A 19,955-nucleotide genomic window follows, 5' to 3' on the forward strand; every position below is an offset into this window, starting at 1 on the left:
CGTCATTGTCGGCCATCGCCTACGGCCCCGCCCTCGGCCGTCACCTGCCTGCCGCCGACCGTCCCCTGCCCACCGTCGGCCGTCTTCTGCCCGTCCCCGGCCGGCCCCCGCCCCGGCAGCAGCGCCGCCACGCACAGCGCCGTCACCAGCGCGGCGACACCGCTGACCAGCAGGACGAGGCTCATGCCCGCGAGGTACGCGGAGTCCGCGGACGCCACGAGCCCCGGCACGCCCAGCCGTTCGGCGATCCCGTGCGCGGCGACCACCGAGTCGCCGGCCGCGTCCGCCGCGGGGCCCGGCAGACCTTCGGTGTCGAGGCGGTCGGTGTAGGCCGCCGCGAGGAGCGAGCCGAGCAGCGCGATCCCGAGGGCGCTGCCCACCTGCCGTACCGTCATGAGCAGCCCCGAGCCGGACCCCGCCCGCTCCACGGGCAGCGCGCCGAGCGCCGAGTCCATGGACGGCACGACGGCGAAGCCGAAGCCGAGACCGGCCACCGAGAGCCACAGCGCGGTGAAGCCGTAGCCACTGTCGATGCCGGTGCGGCTGCCGAGGATCGCGGCGAACGCGAGGACGACGAGCCCGCCGCTGATCACCGCCCGCGCCCCGAACCGCCGCACGACGGGCTCCGCGCCCTTCGCGGCGACCAGCAGCCCGCCCATCATCGGCAGCATCCGCAGGCCGGTGCCGAACGCGTCGTTGCCGAGGATCGCCTGGAGGTACTGCGGCAGTACGAACATGAGGCCCGACAGGACGAACATGACGAGCGTCGCCGCCATCGCGTTGAGGAAGAAGGCGCGGTCGCGCAGCAGCGGCAGGTCGAGCATCGGCCGCGTCATGCGGCGCTCGCGCAGGACGAGAGCGGTGAGGGACACGGCGCCGCCCGCGAGCGTCCCGAGGACGAGCGGGTCGCCCCAGCCGCGTCCGGGCGCCTCGATGATGCCGAAGATGAGCCCGCCGAGTCCGGCGGCGGTCAGGGCCGTGGAGACGGCGTCGACCCTGGGGGACGCGGGATCGCGGGTCTCGGGCAGCAGGAACAGGCAGGCGGCGATCCCGATGGCGGCCATCGGGATGTTGATCAGGAAGATCGAGCCCCACCAGAAGTGGTCGAGCAGCCAGCCGCCGATGATCGGCCCGAGCGGGGCGCCGAGCGCGGAGGCGGCGGAGACGATGCCGACCGCTCTGGTCCGCTCGCCGGGCTCGAACAGCGCGGGCAGCACGGCCATCGCGAGGGGCATGACGAGGGCGCCGCCCATGCCCATGACGGCGCGGGCGACGACGACGAGAGAGACGTCGTCGGCGAGGGTGCCGAGCAGCGACCCCGCCAGGAAGATCCCGAGCCCGGCCATCAGCATCCGGCGCCGCCCGAACCGGTCGCCGAGGAGTCCGGCGGGGAGCATCAGTGCCGCGAAGACGACGACGTACGCGTCGGCCATCCACTGCTGCTCGCCCGTGCTCGCGCCGAGCCGTGCGGCCATCGTCGGCAGGGCGACATTGAGGATCGTCATGTCGAAACCGAGCACGAGCATGCTCGCGACCAGGGCGCCGAGAGCCCACCAGCGGCGGGGGTCCTGCCGCGCGTCGGCGGAGATGGTGACAGCAGCCATGAAATGAGAGTAGCTCTCAAAAGATGCTTACTGTCAATATCGGCCGGGTGCGGGCACGAAAAAAGTGGCCACGGTCGGACCGCGGCCACTCGGGTGGAAAACGGGGGAGGGGTCAGCCGTGCTGGTAGGCCACCAGGGAGATGCCGACGTAGTGGATCACGAAGGCCGCCAGGGTCAGGGAGTGGAAGACCTCGTGGAAGCCGAAGAACCGGGGGGAGGGGTTCGGGCGCTTGATTCCGTAGATCACGCCGCCGACGCTGTAGAGCACCCCGCCGACGATGACCAGGACGAGGACGGCGATGCCCCCCGTCCGCATGAAGTCGGGCAGGAAGAAGACGGCGGCCCAGCCCATCGCGATGTAGCACGGTGTGTAGAGCCAGCGCGGGGCGCCGACCCAGAAGACGCGGAAGGCGATGCCGGCGAGCGCCGCGCCCCAGATGCCCCACAGCAGCCACTGGCCCTTCGCCTCGGGCAGGAGCAGCAGGGTCAGCGGGGTGTACGTGCCCGCGATGATCAGGAAGATGTTGGAGTGGTCGAGGCGGCGCAGCACCGCGTCGGCTCTGGGGCTCCAGTTGCCGCGGTGGTACAGCGCGCTGGTGCCGAACAGCAGGCAGGCGGTGAGGGCGAAGATGCCGCAGGCGATCCGGCCGCGGGTGGAGTCCGCGAAGGCCGTGAGCACCAGGCCGGCGATCACCACCGCGGGGAACATGCCCGCGTGCAGCCAGCCGCGCATGGCCGGCTTCACCGGCAGCGGCATGGTGTCGGGGGACGGCACGAGTGAAGGGTTGTTGTCCGCGGAGTGCGGTGTCGCTTCGGGGACAGGGGCGGTCATGACGGCATGGTACCTACGGCCCCGTAAGTCAAACGTCAAGTGATGTCGAACGGTCGGGGGCCGGCGACGCGAACGCCAATCGGGCGGATCGGCGCCCACACCCCCGTACCCGTACAAGTGGCGATGCTCACGCCGCTCAAGTGTGAGGCCCTCTGGACAGATGCGCGTACGCGTCGGATGATCAAATGAGTGCGGTCGGCACCGGATGAGCGCCAAAGGAAGTACACGTGAAGCGTCCGGGTCGCAGCCCCCACGGGGCATACATCCAAAAACCCCTCGATTAGGAGCAATCGTGGCGCGCGACATCGCGGCTCCCCTTCTGGCAGAGCCCCTGGGCACTGCCCCGACCAACCACCAGGAGCTCGCCTCCTGGGTGAACGAGATCGCCGAACTGACGCAGCCGGACCGTGTGGTCTGGTGCGACGGGTCCGAGGCCGAGTACGAGCGCCTGTGCGAGGAGCTCGTCGCCAAGGGCACGTTCAAGAAGCTGGACCCGGTCAAGCGCCCGAACTCGTACTACGCGGCCTCCGACCCCACCGACGTCGCGCGCGTCGAGGACCGCACCTTCATCTGCTCCGAGAAGGAGGAGGACGCGGGCCCGACCAACCACTGGAAGGCTCCCGCCGAGATGCGGGAGATCTTCGCGGGGGAGCAGGGCGTCTTCCGCGGCTCCATGCGCGGCCGCACGATGTACGTCGTGCCCTTCTGCATGGGCCCCCTCGGGTCGCCGCTCTCCGCCATCGGCGTCGAGATCACCGACTCGGCGTACGTCGCCGTCTCCATGCGCACCATGACCCGCATGGGCCAGGCCGTCCTGGACGAGCTCGGCGACGACGGCTTCTTCGTGAAGGCCGTCCACACGCTGGGCGCCCCCCTCGCGGAGGGCGAGGCCGACGTGCCGTGGCCCTGCAACTCCACCAAGTACATCTCGCACTTCCCCGAGGACCGCGAGATCTGGTCGTACGGCTCCGGGTACGGCGGCAACGCCCTGCTCGGCAAGAAGTGCTACGCGCTGCGCATCGCCTCCGTCATGGCGCGCGACGAGGGCTGGCTCGCCGAGCACATGCTGATCCTGAAGCTCACCCCGCCGCAGGGCGAGAGCAAGTACGTCGCCGCCGCGTTCCCGTCCGCCTGCGGCAAGACGAACCTCGCCATGCTGGAGCCGACGATCCCCGGCTGGACCGTCGAGACCATCGGCGACGACATCGCCTGGATGCGGTTCGGCGAGGACGGCCGCCTCTACGCGATCAACCCCGAGGCGGGCTTCTTCGGTGTCGCGCCCGGCACCGGCGAGCACACCAACGCCAACGCCATGAAGACGCTGTGGGGCAACTCCGTCTTCACGAACGTCGCGCTGACCGACGACGGCGACGTCTGGTGGGAGGGCATGACGGAGGAGACTCCCGCCCACCTCACCGACTGGAAGGGCAACGACTGGACGCCGGATTCCGGCGTGCCCGCCGCGCACCCCAACGCCCGCTTCACCACCCCCGCCTCGCAGTGCCCGATCATCGCGCCCGAGTGGGAGGACCCCAAGGGCGTGCCGATCTCGGCGATCCTCTTCGGCGGGCGCCGCGCCTCCGCCGTGCCGCTGGTGACCGAGTCCTTCGACTGGCAGCACGGCGTCTTCCTCGGCGCGAACGTGGCGAGCGAGAAGACCGCCGCGGCCGAGGGCAAGGTCGGCGAGCTGCGCCGCGACCCGTTCGCCATGCTGCCGTTCTGCGGCTACAACATGGGCGACTACATGGCGCACTGGGTGAAGGTCGGCGCGGACAAGGCCGACCAGGCCAAGCTGCCGAAGATCTACTACGTCAACTGGTTCCGGAAGAACGCCGACGGCAAGTTCGTGTGGCCCGGCTTCGGCGAGAACTCCCGCGTCCTGAAGTGGATCGTGGAGCGCCTCGACGGCCGCGCCGAGGGCGTCGAGACCCCCATCGGCATCCTGCCGACCGTCGACTCGCTGGACACCGACGGCCTCGACCTGGCCAAGGACGACCTGGAGTTCCTGCTCACGGTCGACAAGGAGGTGTGGCGCGACGAGGCCTCCCTGGTTCCCGAGCACCTCAACACCTTCGGTGAGCACACGCCGAAGGAGATGTGGGACGAGTACCGCGCGCTCGTGCAGCGCCTCGGCTGATCCCCCGGCCGTCCCTCGACCCTCGGCGTTCCGTCTCCGGCCGGGCTCCCGCACAACGGCGTGCGGGGGCCCGGCCGTGTCACACACCCGCACCGGCCGTGTGACACACCCGCATCTTGAACACCTTGTCTTCACATCCCTCACACATGTTTCATGGGTCCGCATGTCGGCCCGCTGATCACTGCGGGCCGTCGAACGATCCTGTGGGGGGGACGAGTTGAAGAGATCTCCGGGCTTACGACGGGTGACGGGCGCCGCGCTCGCGGTGGCCCTCGGCTCGGCGGGGCTGGTCGCTGTCGGGGCGCCCGCGGCGTCCGCGGCGACACCGTCCGACGAGGCGGCGAAGCTGCCCATCGCGTCGTTCGGGGCGATGGTGGTCGACGACGCGCACGAGCGGGTCTACGTCACCGACGGACGCAGGAGCAGTTCCGGACCGAGCGAGGTCCTGGTCTACAACTTCGCGGGTCAGCGCGTCGGTTCGCTCGCCACCGACTGGCCGGCGTCCGGCATGGCGCTCAGCGCGGACGGCGCGACCCTGCACGTGTCGCAGTCCAACCGCATCCTGACGTTCGACACGGCGACACAGACCAGGACCGGCGCCGCGAGCACGCCCTACGACGTGACCTGTGGCCGCGAGGTGGCGTTCGCGGGCGGCAAGACGTGGTTCACGGAGACGCCGTACTCCGGCTCCTCGTACTGCGACCGGCCCGAGAACACGGCCCTGCTGTACGGGGTCAAGGGCACGTCCTCGGTCAACACCGGGTGGAACAGCCAGGGGCGGCTGCGCCTGGAGGCGGGCCCCGGCGCTCCCGACCGGCTCGTGATGGGCCAGGCGGGCGCGGGTCCCACGGCCGACGCGTTCCTCACCGCGTTCGACGCGAGCGGCGACACCCTCGTGCGGGGCCCCTCGCGGCGGTTCGCCGACGCCGAGGGCAAGGGCGCGATGGACCTGAAGGACATCGCGCAGAGCGTCGACGGCAAGCGCATCGCCGTGGCGGACGCCGCCTACGGCACGCGGCTGCTCGACGCCGGTGATCTGGCGGACGCCCCGACGGCGTACCAGCCGCTGCCGGAGGGCGCGAAGGCGTCGGCGGTGGCGTTCAGCGGCGACGGCAAGTACGTGGCACGGGGCGCGGCCGCCACCGGCAGCGCCGCGGACCTGCTCATCCAGCCCGCCGACCCGGAGGACGGCACCACACCGCTGGAGTTCGCCTTCGAGGGCGACCTCGACGGGACGCGGGTCGTGCCGCAGGGGCTCGGCTGGGCCAAGGACGGCTCGCGGCTCTTCGCCGTGACCTCCGACGGCGGCAACGGGCACTGGCTGCACGTCATCAAGCCGCCGGCCGCGCAGTACGACTCGCGCTTCACCGGCACCCTCACCACCATGCCCGCGAAGCCCGTCGTCGGCGAACCCGTCGGCATCCGCGGCAGGCTGGAGCTGGACGGGCCCGCGCCCGCCGAGCCCGTGAAGGTCGCCGCGGTCCGCAAGGACGCCGACGGCACGCATGAGGTGGCGGCCGCCAGGGTCGCGGCCGACGGCAGCTTCACTGTCCTGGACGTGCCGGACCGGGTCGGCGAGGCGACGTACACGCTGCGCTTCCTCGGCGATGTCACGCACCGCCCCGCCGAGGACGTCACGCTCACGGTGGACGTGGCCAAGGCGTCGACGGGGATCGAGCTGACCGCGCCCGCCGAGGCGACCCGCGCGGGCGGCGTCTCGATCACCGGCAGGCTGACCGGGCAGGGGCGCGCGCTGCCGTCCGGGATCAGCCTGAAGGTGACGCGGACCGACCGGTTCGGCACGACGGGCGAGCTGACGTCGGCGTCGGTCGCGGCGGACGGCACGTTCGGCGTCAAGGACCTGCCCGGCAAGCGGGGCAGGACGCTGTACACGGTGAGCTACGCGGGTGACGCCCTGCACGAGGGCTCGTCCGCCACGGCGACCGTGAAGATCACCGCCTAGGGCCTGTGCCCCCGGCTGTCGCCGGGTTGGTGGCACCCGGTCCGCGGCCTCCCCGGCCGCGGACCGGGGCCGATCAGGAGGCGCCGACGAGGCGCGAGGCGTCCGCGTGCGCGTCCATGCGCTCGGCGGCCAGGATCGCCGCCGCGGTGTCGGCGCGGGACGCCGCCACCACCAGGGCGCGGCCCGCGAGGGCGTGGGCGCGCTGGTGCAGGGCGGACAGGTGGGGTTCGTGGACGGCGGCTGCGACGGCGGACCGGGGCGGGAGAGCGCCGCCGCGCAGCCGTGCCACCTGCAGTGCGAGCTGCTCGGCGGCGTCATCGAGGGCGGCCGACGGGGACAGGGCGCGCAGCTCGTCGGTGAGGGCGAGCAGCGCCGCGAGGTGTCCGGCGAGCTGGATGTCCAGCTCCTCTTCGCGGGAGCGGTGCGGATAGCTCGCGTCGTCGGCCATCGTGTGGACCGACTTGGTGCGGATCGGCTCGTACATGGGATGGCCTCCAGACGGTTGCTTGAAAGCCATCCTAGCTTAGATCCTGTCTAAAGTTGAGTCGGGCCCAGTTCTGGGCGGTCGGTGCTGGTCAGGGCTGTCGTCAGGGCTGGCTGTACCCGTCCAGGAACGTGCCGATCCGGGTGACCGCCTCCGCGAGGTCCGTCGCCGTCGGCAGCGTCACGACGCGGAAGTGATCGGGCTCGGGCCAGTTGAAGCCCGTGCCGTGCACGACCATGATCTTCTCGGCGCGCAGCAGGTCCAGGACCATCTGCCGGTCGTCCTTGATCTTGAAGACCTTCGGGTCGAGCCGTGGGAAGAGGTAGAGCGACCCCTTGGGCTTCACGCAGCTCACGCCGGGGATCTGCGTCAGCAGGTCGTACGCCGTGTCGCGCTGCTCCAGGAGCCGGCCGCCCGGCAGGACGAGGTCGTTGATGGTCTGCCGCCCGCTGAGCGCCGCCACGACGCCGTGCTGGCCCGGCATGTTCGCGCACAGGCGCATGTTCGCGAGGATCGTCAGGCCCTCGATGTACGAGGACGCGTGCGCCTTCGGGCCCGAGATCGCCATCCAGCCGACGCGGTACCCCGCCACGCGGTACGCCTTCGACATGCCGTTGAAGGTGAGGGTCAGCAGGTCGGGGGCGACGGCGGCGGTCGGCGTGTGCGTGGCGCCGTCGTAGAGGATCTTGTCGTAGATCTCGTCCGAGCAGACCAGCAAATTGTGGCGGCGCGCGATGTCGGTGAGGCCGCGCAGCATCGCTTCGTCGTAGACGGCGCCGGTCGGGTTGTTCGGGTTGATGATCACGAGCGCCTTGGTGCGGTCGGTGATCTTGCGCTCGATGTCGGCGAGGTCCGGCATCCAGTCCGACTGCTCGTCGCAGCGGTAGTGCACGGCGGTGCCGCCGGACAGGGAGACGGCCGCGGTCCACAGGGGGTAGTCCGGTGCCGGTACGAGGACCTCGTCGCCGTCGTCCAGGAGGCCCTGCATGGCCATGACGATGAGCTCGGAGACGCCGTTGCCGATGAAGACGTGCTCGACGTCGGTCTCGATGCCGATGGTCTGGTTGTGCATGACGACCGCGCGGCGGGCGGCGAGGAGGCCCTTCGCGTCGCCGTAGCCGTGCGCGGTGCCGACGTTGCGGAGGACGTCTTCGAGGATCTCGGGCGGGCACTCGAAGCCGAAGGCGGCGGGGTTGCCGGTGTTGAGCTTCAGGATGCGGTGACCGGCCGCCTCCAGCCGCATCGCCTCCTCGAGCACCGGGCCCCGGATCTCGTAACAGACGTTGGAGAGCTTCGTCGACTGGATGACCTGCATGTCCGCGAGCTTACGGGCGGGTATCGCGGGCCGCCTCGTGTTTTCGGACACAAGGGGTGTCCCCGGGGGCCCGGCGGAGCGTGTAGTTCCGCTCGACGGCGTCCTGTCAGCGGTCAGTTGTGTCCGTTTGTGGTCTTGTCCTCACGGCGTGGCGCCCCAACAATGCGCATGACAACACCGAAGGAACTTCGGTCACTTAGTCATCTGAGGGGACCCCCACATGAAGAAGCCTCTCGTCGGTGCGTGCTTCGCGGCTCTGCTCATCGGAGCGACCGCGGCGCCCGCGACTGCCGCCGGCGACGGAACGTCCGCGAAGCCCAGGGTCAAGGCCGTCACGCTCGCCGGAACGGTGGCGCTCAGCAACTGCTCCGGCTCCGTGGTCCGCGTACCGGATTCCAGGCCCACCGACCCGGCCCTCGTCCTGTCCAACGGACACTGCCTGGAGAGCGGCTTCCCCGCACCGGGCGAAGTCATCGTCAACAAGGCCTCGTCCCGCAGCTTCACACTGCTCAACAGCTCGGGCGGCCGCCTCGGGACCATACGGGCCAGCAAGATCGCGTACGGCACGATGACCGACACGGACATGTCGCTCTATCAGACCACCAGCACCTACCGGGACATCGAGAGCCGTTACGGGATCAAGGCGCTGGAGCTGAACGCGGCGCGGCCCGAGCAGGGCCGGAAGATCACCGTCGCCTCCGGGTACTGGAAGAAGCTGTACAAGTGCAGCGTCGACGGCTTCGCGTACCGTCTCAAGGAGGGGAACTGGACCTGGAAGGACTCGGTCCGCTACACCCCCGACTGCCAGACGATCGGCGGCACCTCGGGCTCCCCGGTGATCGACGACGAGACCGGCAAGGTCGTCGCCGTCAACAACACCGGCAACGAGAGCGGCGAGCGGTGCACGGACAACAACCCGTGCGAGGTCGACGAGAACGGCAAGGTCACCGTGCGCGAAGGCATCAACTACGCGCAGCAGACCTACTGGATCGTGCCGTGCGTCGGCGCCGGCAACAAGATCGACCTGAACCGTGCGGGCTGCCAGCTGCCCAAGCCCTCGGCGCGGCGTTAGTCACCGGTGCGGGTGCCGTCCGAAAGCCCCTGCCGGGGTTCTCGGACGGCACCCGCACGTCATGCCCTTCAGTGGCCCTTCAGGCCGCCCGCACCAGCTCCGCCCTGCCGAACAGCAGGGCGTAACCGGACGGCAGCAGGTCCAGCAGGCGGTCGACGAGCTCCTCGTCCACCGCCCGCGTCAGGGCCGTGAGGACGGAGCTGACGTCCCATCGGGCGGTGGCGGGAGTCGCGCCCGGCAGACACTTCGCCACGCTCTCCACGAACTCCGCGGCCGTCAGCGGCCGGACGGCGGGGATGCGGTCCGCGACGATCCGCGCCGCCTCCGTCGGCAGCTGCCGTGCCAGCTCGACCCGTACGTCCCCGACGACGTGGCCGCCGAGGGCGGACAGGACGGCGCGTGTCACGCGCTCCGCGTCCGCCGCACCGTCGTACTGGCCGGTCTCCCGCACCGTCTCGATGAGTTCGCTCCACCTCATCGTGCCGTTCTCCTCCGTCTCGTCCGTCTCGTCAGCCGTCGATCTGCTTGCGGTCGTTTCCGCCGCTGATGTGGATCTTCCGGGGCTTGGCCCGCTCGGCCACCGGGATGCGCAGCGTCAGGACGCCGGCCTCGTACGAGGCGTCGATGCGCTCCGTGTCCAGGGTGTCGCCGAGGAAGAGCTGGCGCGAGTAGCTCCCGGTGGACCGCTCGGCCGCGATCATCTCCACACCCTCGGGGGCGGGGGAGCGGCGTTCGGCCCGCACGTTGAGCACGTGGCGCTCGACGTCGAGGTCGATCGACTCGGGGTCGACGCCCGGCAGGTCGAAGTGGACGACGAACTCGTCCCCCGAGCGGTAGGCGTCCATCGGCATTCCGGCCGGGCGGGAACTGCTGAAGACCTGCTGCGCGAGTCGGTCGAATTCGCGGAACGGGTCGGTACGCATGAGCATCACGGGTCACTCCTCTCCTCAGATGTTGGGTGCGATGCCCTACGTCTTTTATATAGCTCGGGGGGAGGAAAGTTGACAAGCCCCGGCTCACGTTGAGCCGGGGCCTGTCGTTCCGGACCGCTGTCCGGGCGGGTACGGGGTGAAGGTCAGGAGTCGGAGTAGCTGAGGTCGCCCACGGTCCAGGCGCTCACGTCCGCCAGGGCGATGCGGTACATCCCGCCCGTCTCCGGCAGGCCCAGGCTGCCCTGGAGGATCCGGGCCAGGTGGAAGTGGAGGTGCGTGGGCGGCTTGGATGCGACGGGCGGACCCGGATCCGCCTCGGGGGACACGAACGCGGCGGCGAAGGGGCCCAGCCGGTCGGAGTCCTTCAGGACTTCGGCGACGCGCCGCCGCCACAGGGCCTCGGGGGCCAGCCGCCCGGTGATGACGGCACCGCCGACGACCACGGTGAGGGACATCTGATTGCTGTGCTCGGACTCCACCAGGGCGGCGATGTCGACGAGCAGCTCGTCAGGGATCGACATGACTGGTCAGCTTACCGAGGTGCGCGACCGCCCGGTCCCATACCTCCCCTGTCCGTCTGCGAAAAACTGTCACGGCTGCGTCAGGCATGCGCGGCTCCGTTGCTAGGGTGCCTGCCGTAGCCAAGGAAAAGGTGCAGATGCCCCCGGAGACTCCCTCGCGCGACCAGGACCGGTTCGACGACGAAGACTTTCCCGCGTACACCATGGGCCGGGCCGCCGAGATGATCGGTGCCACGCCCGGCTTCCTCCGGGCGGTCGGCGAGGCCCGGTTGATCACGCCACTGCGGTCCGAGGGCGGCCACCGCCGCTACTCCCGCTATCAGCTGCGCGTCGCCGCGCGCGCCCGCGAGCTCGTCGACCAGGGCACACCGATCGAGGCGGCCTGCCGCATCGTCGTCCTGGAGGACCAGCTGGAGGACGCCCTGCGCATCAACGAAGAGCTGCGCAGCCGTCCCGCGGCCGGCACCGAATATCTGTGACGGCAAAAACAGAATTTCGCGTGGTGTGCCCTGAGGGTTAATCGGCCGACAGGCCCAACGATATGAAAACCCTGCACGTGTGGTCGTCGCGTGCTACTGTCGTTATCAGTTGCAGTTGTGGTTTCCAAAGACTCCAAGTGCTCCGTCGGCAATCCGCGCCGACAGGGCACTTTGTTTTGCCGGTCATGTCCGGACAGGGTAATCATCGCGGCGACGTGGAGTCCGCACAGTGCGGACTTCCGGGCAATTGCCCCGAAGGAGATATGACATGGCTACTGGCACCGTGAAGTGGTTCAACTCGGAAAAGGGCTTCGGCTTCATCGAGCAGGAGGGTGGCGGCGCGGACGTCTTCGCCCACTACTCGAACATCGCCACCCAGGGCTTCCGTGAGCTGCAGGAGGGCCAGAAGGTGACCTTCGACGTCACGCAGGGCCAGAAGGGCCCGCAGGCCGAGAACATCGTTCCCGCCTGACGCCTGACGCTGACGCGTATTTCGTAGCTGGGGCCCGCACCTTGGGTGCGGGCCCCAGCTCGTTGTGTTTTGCGGGGGCAGACCGGCCCTCGCCGCTCTTTCCCGGCCGTGACCGCGGTAAAACCCGGTGGCCGGAATTGTTTTTCATTTATCCGGCCGTTCCTGCGAATCTCGGCACCGAACTGTGCCCGGTGAGAATTCCTCGACACGCGCCGCATCGAGGAAGGTTCGAGGTCCACATGAACCGCTCAACTCGCACGAACAGCCGATACGCCCAGGGATACAAGGGCTCCGGCGCCCGCACGCGCAGGACCGCCGCCCCCCAGGGAGAGTTCACGCTTCCGGCCACCCTCACCCCGGCCCTGCCGCCCGTCGAGGACTTCGCCGCGCTCGGCCTGCCGGACGGCCTGCTCACGACCCTCACGGCGCTCGGCGTCACCACGCCCTTCCCGATCCAGGCGGCCACGCTGCCGAACACCCTCGCGGGCCGGGACGTGCTCGGTCGCGGGCGCACCGGGTCCGGCAAGACGCTCGCCTTCGGCCTCGCGGCACTCGCCCGCACGGCGGGGCAGCGCGCCGAGCCGCGCCGCCCCCTGGCCCTCATCCTCGTCCCCACGCGCGAGCTCGCCCAGCAGGTGACCGACGCCCTCACCCCGTACGCCAAATCGGTGCGGCTGCGCATGGCCACCGTCGTCGGCGGCATGTCCATCGGGCGGCAGGCGGGGGCGCTGCGCACCGGCGCCGAGGTCGTCGTCGCCACTCCGGGACGGCTCAAGGACCTCATCGAGCGGCGCGACTGCCGCCTGGACCAGGTCGCCGTCACCGTTCTCGACGAGGCCGACCAGATGACCGACATGGGCTTCCTGCCGCAGGTCACCGAGCTCCTCGACCAGGTGCGGCCCGACGGGCAGCGCATGCTGTTCTCCGCCACCCTGGACCGCAACGTCGACCTCCTGGTCCGCCGGTACCTCAACGACCCCGTCGTCCACTCCGTCGACCCGTCCGCGGGCGCGGTCACCACGATGGAACACCACGTGCTGCACGTGCACGGCGCCGACAAGACCGCCGCGACGACGGAGATCGCCGCCCGCGACGGCCGGGTCATCCTGTTCCTCGACACCAAGCACGCGGTCGACCGGCTCACCACGCACCTGCTGAACAGCGGGGTACGGGCAGCGGCCCTGCACGGCGGCAAGTCCCAGCCCCAACGCACGCGCACCCTCGCCCAGTTCAAGTCCGGCCAGGTCACCGCGCTCGTCGCCACGAACGTCGCGGCGCGCGGCATCCACGTCGACGACCTCGACCTCGTCGTCAACGTCGACCCGCCCGCCGACCACAAGGACTACCTGCACCGGGGCGGCCGCACCGCACGCGCGGGCGGCTCCGGCAGCGTCGTCACCCTGGTCACCTCCGCACAGCGGCGCGGCATGACCCGGCTGATGGCCGCGGCGGGCATCCGTCCCCACACCGCCGCAGTCCGCTCGGGCGAGGCGGAGTTGGCGCGCATCACGGGCGCACAGGCCCCCTCCGGCACACCGGTGACCATCCCGGCCCCGTCGAAGGCGCCCTCCGACCGAGGCGGCCCCCGCGGCCGACGCCCCCGCGACGGCCGAGCCCGCCGCGCCTACGCGGCCCGCACCCGCACGGACGCGGCGGCCTGAACCGCGCTTCCTCAGTGAGCGGCCCGGGGCGGGCCGGGCCTCGCGAGGGCCGCAACCCCGGGCAGCCAGCCAAGCACCAGACCCCACAGCGCCCCGAACAGGGCGCCGGCCAGGGGGAGCAGCAGCCAACCCCACAGGCCCGCCTCGACCATGCGGGCCGCGACCATGCCGCGCCAGGTGCCCGCCGCCGCCGTGCCCGCGATCAGCGCCGTCCAGCCCGCGAGCAGGCGGCGGACGCGGCGTGCGGCCGGGCGTACGCGCAGATGGCGGCGCATCCGGGCAGTGGCGGTCGCGACCAGGAGCAGCGCGGCGAAGTTCTCGCAGAGCTGCCAGGGCCAGTCCGTCGCGCCCAGCGGCGTCGCCCGCAGTCCCGGCAGCGCGAAGGGCACGCCGAGCGCGCTCGGCACGACCGACAGACCCGCCCGCGCCGTGAACGCGGTCAGCAGCGTCGCGCTGCCGTGCGCGAGGACGAGCAGCAGGCAGACGCTCGCCACCACGGCCGAGGCATCCATCCGGGCCCGCAACGCGCCGATCACCCTCGTCGTCCGCATGGCGCGCCACTGTAGGGCGCGAGAGGTGCCGGGGACAGGGGCCCGGCCGGAAAAAGTGAACAACGCTCAGGTCTGTTGCGGGGCGGGTGCCGCGATCTACCATCCCGGCCATGAAGTCCCCTGCGGCGCGGCCCACTTGGGTGACCGGAGCGGTCGGCGCGGTCGTGCTGGCCGTCGCGGCGGCACTGCTGGTCGCCGTGGGCCCGCGAGGTGCCGGTGCCGCGCCCGCCGACACCGCAAGCGGCCACCGCTGGATCACGGACCGGCAGGGTCGCGCACTGGTCCTGCGCGGCCTGTCCACCGCGAGCAGCACCAAGGGCGCGCCCGACGGCATGCCGTGGATCGAGGAGAAGGACGTCGCGCGTGAACGCCGCGAGCTCGGCACGAATTTCGTCCGCTTCCTCCTCCAGTGGCGCAAGGTCGAGCCGTCGCCGGGAACGTACGACAGGACGTATCTGCGGCAGGTCGCCGAGCGGGTGCGCTGGTACGGGAAGCGGGGCCACCACGTCCTGCTCGACATGCACCAGGACCTGTACGGGCCGCGCGTCGGCGGCAACGGCGCCCCCGCGTGGGCGACCGGGACCGACGGGCTGACCTCGGCCCCCACCGACCCCTGGGAACTCGGCTACGTCGAGCCGGGGACCGTCCGCGCCTTCGACCGTTTCTGGGGGACGGTCGAAGGCGACGGACGTGACCTGCGCAAGCACTACGTGGGTGCGCTGCGGGAGGTCGCCAGGCACTTCGCCGCCGACGACGCCGTCATCGGCTACGACCTGATGAACGAGCCCTGGGGCGGCAGCGTCCAGGGCCCCGCCTTCGAGTCAGGGCCGCTCGCCCGGCTCTACCAGGACGCCATCGACGCCATCCGCACCGTCGACCGCGACCACTGGCTGTTCGTGGAGCCGTCCGCCATCGGCTCCAACTGGGGCTTCGCCACGGGCCTGCCCCGCCTGGACGACCCGCGCGGCGACGGCGACGCGGCACGCATCGCGTATGCGCCACATCTCTACCCCCTCCCCATGGACCTCGGCGGCGGCTACACCGGCAGCACCAAGGCGCAGGTCGACAGATCGCTGCGGGCCTGGCGCGACCAGACCGAGAAGACCGCGCGACGCCTCGGCGCGCCCGTCGTCATCGGGGAGTTCGGCCTCGACGTGGGGCTGCCGGGCGCCATGGAGTACGTCGAGAAGGTGCAGCGCATGGCCGACGACATGGGGGCGGGCTTCGCGTACTGGTCCAACGACCCCGGCACATGGGCCCCGTGGGACGCGAAACTGCGTCCGACACGGCTGCTGCCCGTACTCGACCGCCCCGCCCCGCTGGCCGTCGCGGGGGATCCGGTCGCGTACCGCTGGGACGCGAAACGGAAGGCGCTGACGGTGAGCTGGCGCGGAACGGAGGGCGTGCGGGGCGGCACGGAGGTCCGGCTGCCGGCCCGGCACTTCCCGAGGGGCGGTCGTGCGCAGGGCGGGGAGGCGGCCTCCTGGGACCCCAAGTCCCGCATCCTCACCCTCACTTCGGGCCCGGGGACGCACTCTGTCCGCATCACGCCACATGCGTGAAAGGGAAGGGTTCCCACCCCTTGTACGCCCGCAACAGCGCCCCCAAGAATGCCCCTGACAATCGCACTTTTGGCGTACACGAGGGGGGCTCCACATCATGGGACAGAAGAGCAGAGCGGTCGCGGGCGGACTGCTCGCCCTCGCACTGGCCGGCGCGGGAGCGGCACCGGCGGTCGCGGGCAACGGGCAGGGTCAGGGGGCGGACCGGGCGCCGACGAAGGCCCCGGCGAAGACCAAGGCCGTCGACTTCGCGGGAACGGTGGCGCTCAGCAACTGTTCCGGGTCGGTGGTCCGCATGCCGAAGTCCAAGGCGGGCGACCCGGCACTCGTCCTCACCAACGGACACTGTCTGGAGACGGGCTTCCCCGGCGCCGGTGAGGTCATCGTCGACCAGCCGTCCACCCGTACCTTCAAACTGCTCGACGCGAAGGCCAATGACGTCGCCACGCTCAAGGCGTCCAAGGTGTCCTACACGACCATGACGGACACCGACATCACGCTCTACCGACTCACCCAGTCCTACGGCGACATCACCAAGAAGTACGGCATCAAGCCGCTGGAGCTGGAGGACGACCACCCGGTGAAGGGGCGCGCCATCACGGTCGTCTCCGGCTACTGGAAGAAGACCTACAGCTGCGACATCGACGGGTTCGTGTACCGGATGAAGGAGGGGGAGTGGACCTGGAAGGACTCCGTCCGCTACACCCCCGCCTGCCAGACCATAGGCGGCACGTCCGGGTCGCCCGTCATCGACCACAAGACCGGAAAGGTCACCGCGGTCAACAACACGGGCAACGAGGACGGCGAGCGCTGCACTCTCAACAACCCCTGTGAGATCGACCGCAAGGGCAGGGTGACGGTGCGGCAGGGCATCAACTACGCGCAGCAGACGTACGGGATCGTGCCGTGCGTCGGCAAGGGCAGCAAGATCGACCTGGGCCGCAAGGGCTGCAAGCTGCCGAGGCCGACGGCCACGAGGTAGCCACTCGGTCGCTGGTCAGGGGGTCCGGCGTACGGAGCGTCCCGCGAGGACGTCCGTGCGCCGGCCGTCCCGCATGACGAACCGCCCGTCGATCAGGACGTGCGGGATGCCGACGGGCAGCGTACGAGGAGCGTCGAAGGTGGAGCCGGCCGCGACGGTCTCCGGGTCGAAGAGGACGAGGTCGGCGCGGTAGCCCTCGCGGACGACGCCCCGGTCGGGCAGGCGGAGGCGGGCGGCGGGCCGGGAGGTGAGGTGCGCGACGGTCTCCTCCACGGACATCACCCCGAGCTCCCTGGCGTACTTTCCCAGGTACTGCGGGAACGTGCCGTACGCGCGCGGGTGCGGCTTGAACCCCTGCAGGATGCCGTCGCTGCCGCCCGTGTGCACGCGGTGCCGCATGATCTCCTGCACGTTCTCCTCATGGCCGACGTGCTGAAGGATCGTGGACCCGAGGTTGTCGTTGAGGAGCAGCCGCCGGGCCGTGACCCAGGGCTCCTCGCCGCGCTGGGCGGCGGACTGGGCGATGGTCTTGCCGACGCAGGACGCGAGCCCCGGGTCGCTGACGCCCGACACCTCGATGGTGTCCCACTCGATGGGCACGCCGTGGCAGCCGTCCGCGCCGATGACCTCCATGTGGTGGCGGATCTTCTCGGCGGTCGCGTCGTCCAGGAGCCGGGCGCGGATCGCGTCGGGCCCGCCCTCGCTCGCCCAGCTGGGCAGCATGGCGACGAGGGTGGTGCAGCCGGGGGTGTAGGGGTACGTGTCGAGGGTGATGTCGGCGCCGTCGGCGAGGGCGGCGTCGAGGAGGGTGAGGAGGTCAGGAGCCTTCCCCTTGTTCACCCCGAAGTTCATGGTGGCGTGGGCGAGGTGGAGGGGGCAGTGGGCGGTACAGGTGAGGTTCACCATCTCCTCGTAGGCCTGGAGGGCCCCGGCTCCGTAACTCCGGTGATGGGGACAGTAATAGCCCTTGTGCGCCGCGACGACCTTGCACAGCTCGGTGAGCTCGGAGTCGTCGGCGTACATGCCGGGCGTGTACGTGAGCCCCGACGACATGCCGACGGCGCCCTCCCGCATGCCCTCCGCGACGAGCCGCTTCATGCGGTCCAGCTCGGCGGGGGTGGCCGGCCGGTCCTCCCAGCCCATCGCATACATGCGGACGGTGCCCTGCGGGATGAGGTACGCGGCGTTCACCGCGATGCCGTGGCCGCCGTGGGCGGAGTCGAGGGCGTCGAGATATCCGCCGACGGTGCGCCACGTGAAGTCGATGTCGCTTCCGTCGCCGTTCCAGCCGGTGATGGCCTGGCGGACCTGGGCGAGCGTGCGGTCGTCCACGGGGGCGTAGGAGAGGCCGTCCTGGCCGATGACTTCCAGGGTGACGCCCTGGGCTGCCTTCGCGGAGTGGTCGGGGTCGCGGAGCAGGGCGAGGTCGCTGTGGGCGTGCATGTCGATGAAACCGGGTGCCAGCGCGAGGCCCTGGGCATCGAGATTGGCCTGCCCCGTGAGGCGGGGCGCTCTCTCCTCCCCCTCCCGGTGGATCGCGGCGATCCTTCCGTCCTGTACGCCGACGTCGGCGCGGTAGGAGGCACCTCCGGTGCCGTCTATGACGCGGGCGTCTCGGATCACCAGGTCCATGGGGGAGCCTTTCTGGGGTCGGCTGCGGGACGGTTGTGGCGCACCCGGCCTCCGGCCGGGTGTTTCTGTTCCCACCCGCACCACCCGTGCGACTTTCGTCGTCGGGTGCGGGTGGCCCAGGTGGGACGGTCCCGCCGTGGGCGGCGAACGGTGGGGAGGGGGTGGTGGCGCGAACGGGCGAAACAAACAATTCGGGACCCAGCGCGCGCTGCGCGAGGGGGGCGAACGGGCGGTCCTGCCCTTGTCTCCTGGGGCGGCTATGCGATGTGGGGTGAACGGGCGGGTGGGTGGATGTGATCCGCCGCGAAGCGGCGGGGCAGGGCAGCCCCCACGGGTGTGATCCGCCGCGGAGCGGCGGGGCAGGGGACCGCCCAAGACCCCCGGTCAGAAATACGTTCGGACGTAGGACGAGACCGTCCCATCCCCCTCCACCACAGGGATCAACTGCCACTTGTCGAACGCCGTGCACGGGTGCGAGAGGCCCATGCCCACCCAGTCGCCGACCGCCAGGTCCGCCTCCGGTGACGTGCGGAGCCAGCCGTGCTGGTCGGACAGGCCGGTGACCGTGATCCCCGTCGCCGCCCGCTCCACCCCGTCCCGGCGGACGACCTGCGCCTCGGGCAGGTCGAGGTCGTACGCCGCGTCCCGCTTCCCCGCGTTGGTGAACGCCTGCTCCGCGGACGGCCGCGACACGACCTGCGCCCAGAGCCGGAACGCGGGTTCGAGGGCGCCCTCCTCAGGGACCCGGTTGAACGGGGTCAGGTGCTTGTAGTGGCCGTCGTCGTGCGACACGTACGCGCCGGAGCGCAGGAGCTTCAGGACGGGCCGCGACAGTTCGGGGATCTCCGCGAAGACCGCCGCGACCGCGTCGAACCACGCGCTGCCGCCCGCACTGACCACGACCTCCGGCAGGTCCGCGAACCACCCGGACTTGTCGAAGTCGGCGAGCAGCGCGACGAGCCGCCGCAGCCAAGCCGTCACCGTCTCGCTGGACGCCTCCGGCACCTCCCCCTCGTACCCCGCGACACCCACCAGCCGCAGCGTGTCCGCCGCGGCGACCGCGTTGGCGATGTCGAAGCACTCGGCCTCGGTGCGCGCCCCGGTCCGCGCGCCGTCACCCGCGGCGAGCTCGACGACCACGTCCACCGGACGGCTCGCGCCCGCCTCGCCGAGGGCGGCGTGCATGAGCTCGACGCCGCGTACGGAGTCGACGTAACAGACGAAACGGAAGGAGGAATCCGCATCCAGCTCGCCCGCCAGCCAGCGCAGCGCCGCCGCGTCGACGAGTTCGTTGGCCAAGAAGATCCGCTCCACGCCGAACTTCCGTGCCACGCGCACCTGGTGGGGGACGGCGAGGGTGATGCCCCAGGCGCCGCGCTCCAGCTGGCGGGCGAAGAGCTGCGGGGCCATGGACGTCTTGCCGTGCGGCGCGAACGCGAGGCCGTGGCGTTCGGCGTACGTCTCCATGAGGGCGAGGTTGTGCTCCAGGCGTTCGGCGGAGAGCGCGAGGACGGGCGTGGTGAAGCCGCCCGTGAAGAGGTTCCGCCGCTGGGCGGTGAGTTCGCCGACCGTCAGTCCTTCGGCGTCCGGAGGAAGCCCCTTGAAGCGGTGGTCCACTCGCTCGTCCGCGAGGGCGGTGTCGACGACGTCGTCGGCGGCCATGGGCGCCTCCTCCAGGAGTGCATTCAAGAGCGCGTTGCAACATTTGCAACGCTCATTGCGTATGTCGCTTACTGCTGTCTAACATCCGAGCCAA

Annotated in this window: 18 protein-coding genes; 8 read left to right on the forward strand and 10 right to left on the reverse strand. The window is 70.8% G+C overall.

Translation table 11 applies throughout. The features are described 5' to 3' along the window. Positions 1-2: 2 nt before the first annotated feature. Positions 3-1,604, reverse strand: a complete 1,602-nt coding sequence (locus DEJ47_RS24045) for an MFS transporter (RefSeq protein ID WP_150171516.1) — start codon at positions 1,602-1,604, stop codon at positions 3-5. A 112-nt stretch (positions 1,605-1,716) separates the two neighbouring features. Beyond that, a complete protein-coding gene (trhA, locus tag DEJ47_RS24050) occupies positions 1,717-2,361 on the reverse strand; it encodes a PAQR family membrane homeostasis protein TrhA (RefSeq protein WP_398335923.1) in 645 nt (214 codons plus the stop codon). A 367-nt stretch (positions 2,362-2,728) separates the two neighbouring features. Between trhA and DEJ47_RS24055 the strand changes: the two genes are divergently transcribed. Continuing rightward, positions 2,729-4,573, forward strand: a complete 1,845-nt coding sequence (locus DEJ47_RS24055; RefSeq protein WP_150171520.1) for a phosphoenolpyruvate carboxykinase (GTP) — start codon at positions 2,729-2,731, stop codon at positions 4,571-4,573. Positions 4,574-4,790: 217 nt separating this feature from the next. Next, positions 4,791-6,536, forward strand: a complete 1,746-nt coding sequence (locus DEJ47_RS24060) for an Ig-like domain repeat protein (RefSeq protein WP_223828473.1) — start codon at positions 4,791-4,793, stop codon at positions 6,534-6,536. A 73-nt stretch (positions 6,537-6,609) separates the two neighbouring features. Here DEJ47_RS24060 and DEJ47_RS24065 read toward each other — a convergent pair whose 3' ends face one another. Together DEJ47_RS24065 and DEJ47_RS24070 are read right to left on the reverse strand one after the other, a co-directional pair. Further along, positions 6,610-7,020, reverse strand: a complete 411-nt coding sequence (locus tag DEJ47_RS24065) for a hypothetical protein (RefSeq protein ID WP_150171522.1) — start codon at positions 7,018-7,020, stop codon at positions 6,610-6,612. Between the two features lie 103 nt (positions 7,021-7,123). Next, positions 7,124-8,335 (reverse strand): pyridoxal phosphate-dependent aminotransferase, encoded by a 1,212-nt coding sequence (locus DEJ47_RS24070; protein WP_150171524.1) that lies wholly within the window; start codon positions 8,333-8,335, stop codon positions 7,124-7,126. A 220-nt stretch (positions 8,336-8,555) separates the two neighbouring features. On the opposite strand from DEJ47_RS24070, the gene DEJ47_RS24075 reads away from it, so the two are divergent. Next, positions 8,556-9,407, forward strand: coding sequence for a serine protease (locus DEJ47_RS24075; protein ID WP_150171526.1), 852 nt, complete (start codon positions 8,556-8,558; stop codon positions 9,405-9,407). A gap of 79 nt (positions 9,408-9,486) precedes the next feature. On the opposite strand, the gene DEJ47_RS24080 is transcribed toward DEJ47_RS24075, so the two are convergent. From DEJ47_RS24080 to DEJ47_RS24090, 3 genes are all read right to left on the reverse strand, one after another. After that, a complete protein-coding gene (locus DEJ47_RS24080) occupies positions 9,487-9,885 on the reverse strand; it encodes a DUF2267 domain-containing protein (RefSeq protein ID WP_150171528.1) in 399 nt (132 codons plus the stop codon). A gap of 31 nt (positions 9,886-9,916) precedes the next feature. Next, entirely contained in the window at positions 9,917-10,336 is a 420-nt protein-coding gene (locus DEJ47_RS24085; RefSeq protein WP_150171530.1) for an Hsp20/alpha crystallin family protein, read from the reverse strand. A 146-nt stretch (positions 10,337-10,482) separates the two neighbouring features. Then, the gene (locus DEJ47_RS24090) at positions 10,483-10,860 is read right to left on the reverse strand and encodes a hypothetical protein (protein ID WP_150171532.1); all 378 of its coding nucleotides are present in this window, start codon (positions 10,858-10,860) and stop codon (positions 10,483-10,485) included. A 137-nt stretch (positions 10,861-10,997) separates the two neighbouring features. Between DEJ47_RS24090 and DEJ47_RS24095 the strand changes: the two genes are divergently transcribed. From DEJ47_RS24095 to DEJ47_RS24105, 3 genes are all read left to right on the forward strand, one after another. Beyond that, positions 10,998-11,339 (forward strand): MerR family transcriptional regulator, encoded by a 342-nt coding sequence (locus DEJ47_RS24095; RefSeq protein WP_150171534.1) that lies wholly within the window; start codon positions 10,998-11,000, stop codon positions 11,337-11,339. Positions 11,340-11,607: 268 nt separating this feature from the next. After that, a complete protein-coding gene (locus DEJ47_RS24100; RefSeq protein ID WP_055568178.1) occupies positions 11,608-11,811 on the forward strand; it encodes a cold-shock protein in 204 nt (67 codons plus the stop codon). Positions 11,812-12,050: 239 nt separating this feature from the next. Beyond that, on the forward strand, positions 12,051-13,472 hold the full coding sequence (locus DEJ47_RS24105; protein ID WP_150171536.1) for a DEAD/DEAH box helicase: 1,422 nt from the start codon (positions 12,051-12,053) through the stop codon (positions 13,470-13,472). A gap of 11 nt (positions 13,473-13,483) precedes the next feature. Here DEJ47_RS24105 and DEJ47_RS24110 read toward each other — a convergent pair whose 3' ends face one another. Further along, the gene (locus tag DEJ47_RS24110) at positions 13,484-14,023 is read right to left on the reverse strand and encodes a hypothetical protein (protein ID WP_150171538.1); all 540 of its coding nucleotides are present in this window, start codon (positions 14,021-14,023) and stop codon (positions 13,484-13,486) included. 110 nt (positions 14,024-14,133) lie between these two features. On the opposite strand from DEJ47_RS24110, the gene DEJ47_RS24115 reads away from it, so the two are divergent. Together DEJ47_RS24115 and DEJ47_RS24120 are read left to right on the forward strand one after the other, a co-directional pair. Beyond that, positions 14,134-15,585 carry a cellulase family glycosylhydrolase gene (locus tag DEJ47_RS24115; protein WP_150171540.1) on the forward strand — a complete coding sequence of 484 codons (1,452 nt, stop codon included), beginning with the start codon at positions 14,134-14,136 and terminating at the stop codon, positions 15,583-15,585. 97 nt (positions 15,586-15,682) lie between these two features. Further along, positions 15,683-16,567 (forward strand): trypsin-like serine peptidase, encoded by an 885-nt coding sequence (locus tag DEJ47_RS24120; protein ID WP_150171542.1) that lies wholly within the window; start codon positions 15,683-15,685, stop codon positions 16,565-16,567. 15 nt (positions 16,568-16,582) lie between these two features. On the opposite strand, the gene DEJ47_RS24125 is transcribed toward DEJ47_RS24120, so the two are convergent. Then, a complete protein-coding gene (locus DEJ47_RS24125) occupies positions 16,583-18,199 on the reverse strand; it encodes an N-acyl-D-amino-acid deacylase family protein (RefSeq protein ID WP_150171544.1) in 1,617 nt (538 codons plus the stop codon). A 384-nt stretch (positions 18,200-18,583) separates the two neighbouring features. After that, a complete protein-coding gene (locus tag DEJ47_RS24130; protein ID WP_150171546.1) occupies positions 18,584-19,861 on the reverse strand; it encodes an amino acid deaminase in 1,278 nt (425 codons plus the stop codon). Between the last annotated feature and the right edge of the window lie 94 nt (positions 19,862-19,955).

It is taken from the genome of Streptomyces venezuelae (assembly GCF_008642355.1).
Taxonomy (GTDB): Bacteria; Actinomycetota; Actinomycetes; order Streptomycetales; family Streptomycetaceae; genus Streptomyces; species Streptomyces venezuelae_B.

Coding starts and splice junctions, on each gene's coding strand:
- DEJ47_RS24075 (WP_150171526.1), top strand. CDS start 8,556: ATGAAGAAGCCTCTCGTCGGTGCGTGCTTCGCGGCTCTGCTCATCGGA.
- DEJ47_RS24095 (WP_150171534.1), top strand. CDS start 10,998: ATGCCCCCGGAGACTCCCTCGCGCGACCAGGACCGGTTCGACGACGAA.
- DEJ47_RS24125 (WP_150171544.1), bottom strand. CDS start 18,199: ATGGACCTGGTGATCCGAGACGCCCGCGTCATAGACGGCACCGGAGGT.
- trhA (WP_398335923.1), bottom strand. CDS start 2,361: ATGCCGCTGCCGGTGAAGCCGGCCATGCGCGGCTGGCTGCACGCGGGC.
- DEJ47_RS24080 (WP_150171528.1), bottom strand. CDS start 9,885: ATGAGGTGGAGCGAACTCATCGAGACGGTGCGGGAGACCGGCCAGTAC.
- DEJ47_RS24105 (WP_150171536.1), top strand. CDS start 12,051: ATGAACCGCTCAACTCGCACGAACAGCCGATACGCCCAGGGATACAAG.
- DEJ47_RS24085 (WP_150171530.1), bottom strand. CDS start 10,336: ATGCTCATGCGTACCGACCCGTTCCGCGAATTCGACCGACTCGCGCAG.
- DEJ47_RS24100 (WP_055568178.1), top strand. CDS start 11,608: ATGGCTACTGGCACCGTGAAGTGGTTCAACTCGGAAAAGGGCTTCGGC.
- DEJ47_RS24115 (WP_150171540.1), top strand. CDS start 14,134: ATGAAGTCCCCTGCGGCGCGGCCCACTTGGGTGACCGGAGCGGTCGGC.
- DEJ47_RS24045 (WP_150171516.1), bottom strand. CDS start 1,604: ATGGCTGCTGTCACCATCTCCGCCGACGCGCGGCAGGACCCCCGCCGC.
- DEJ47_RS24130 (WP_150171546.1), bottom strand. CDS start 19,861: ATGGCCGCCGACGACGTCGTCGACACCGCCCTCGCGGACGAGCGAGTG.
- DEJ47_RS24070 (WP_150171524.1), bottom strand. CDS start 8,335: ATGCAGGTCATCCAGTCGACGAAGCTCTCCAACGTCTGTTACGAGATC.
- DEJ47_RS24120 (WP_150171542.1), top strand. CDS start 15,683: ATGGGACAGAAGAGCAGAGCGGTCGCGGGCGGACTGCTCGCCCTCGCA.
- DEJ47_RS24090 (WP_150171532.1), bottom strand. CDS start 10,860: ATGTCGATCCCTGACGAGCTGCTCGTCGACATCGCCGCCCTGGTGGAG.
- DEJ47_RS24065 (WP_150171522.1), bottom strand. CDS start 7,020: ATGTACGAGCCGATCCGCACCAAGTCGGTCCACACGATGGCCGACGAC.
- DEJ47_RS24110 (WP_150171538.1), bottom strand. CDS start 14,023: ATGCGGACGACGAGGGTGATCGGCGCGTTGCGGGCCCGGATGGATGCC.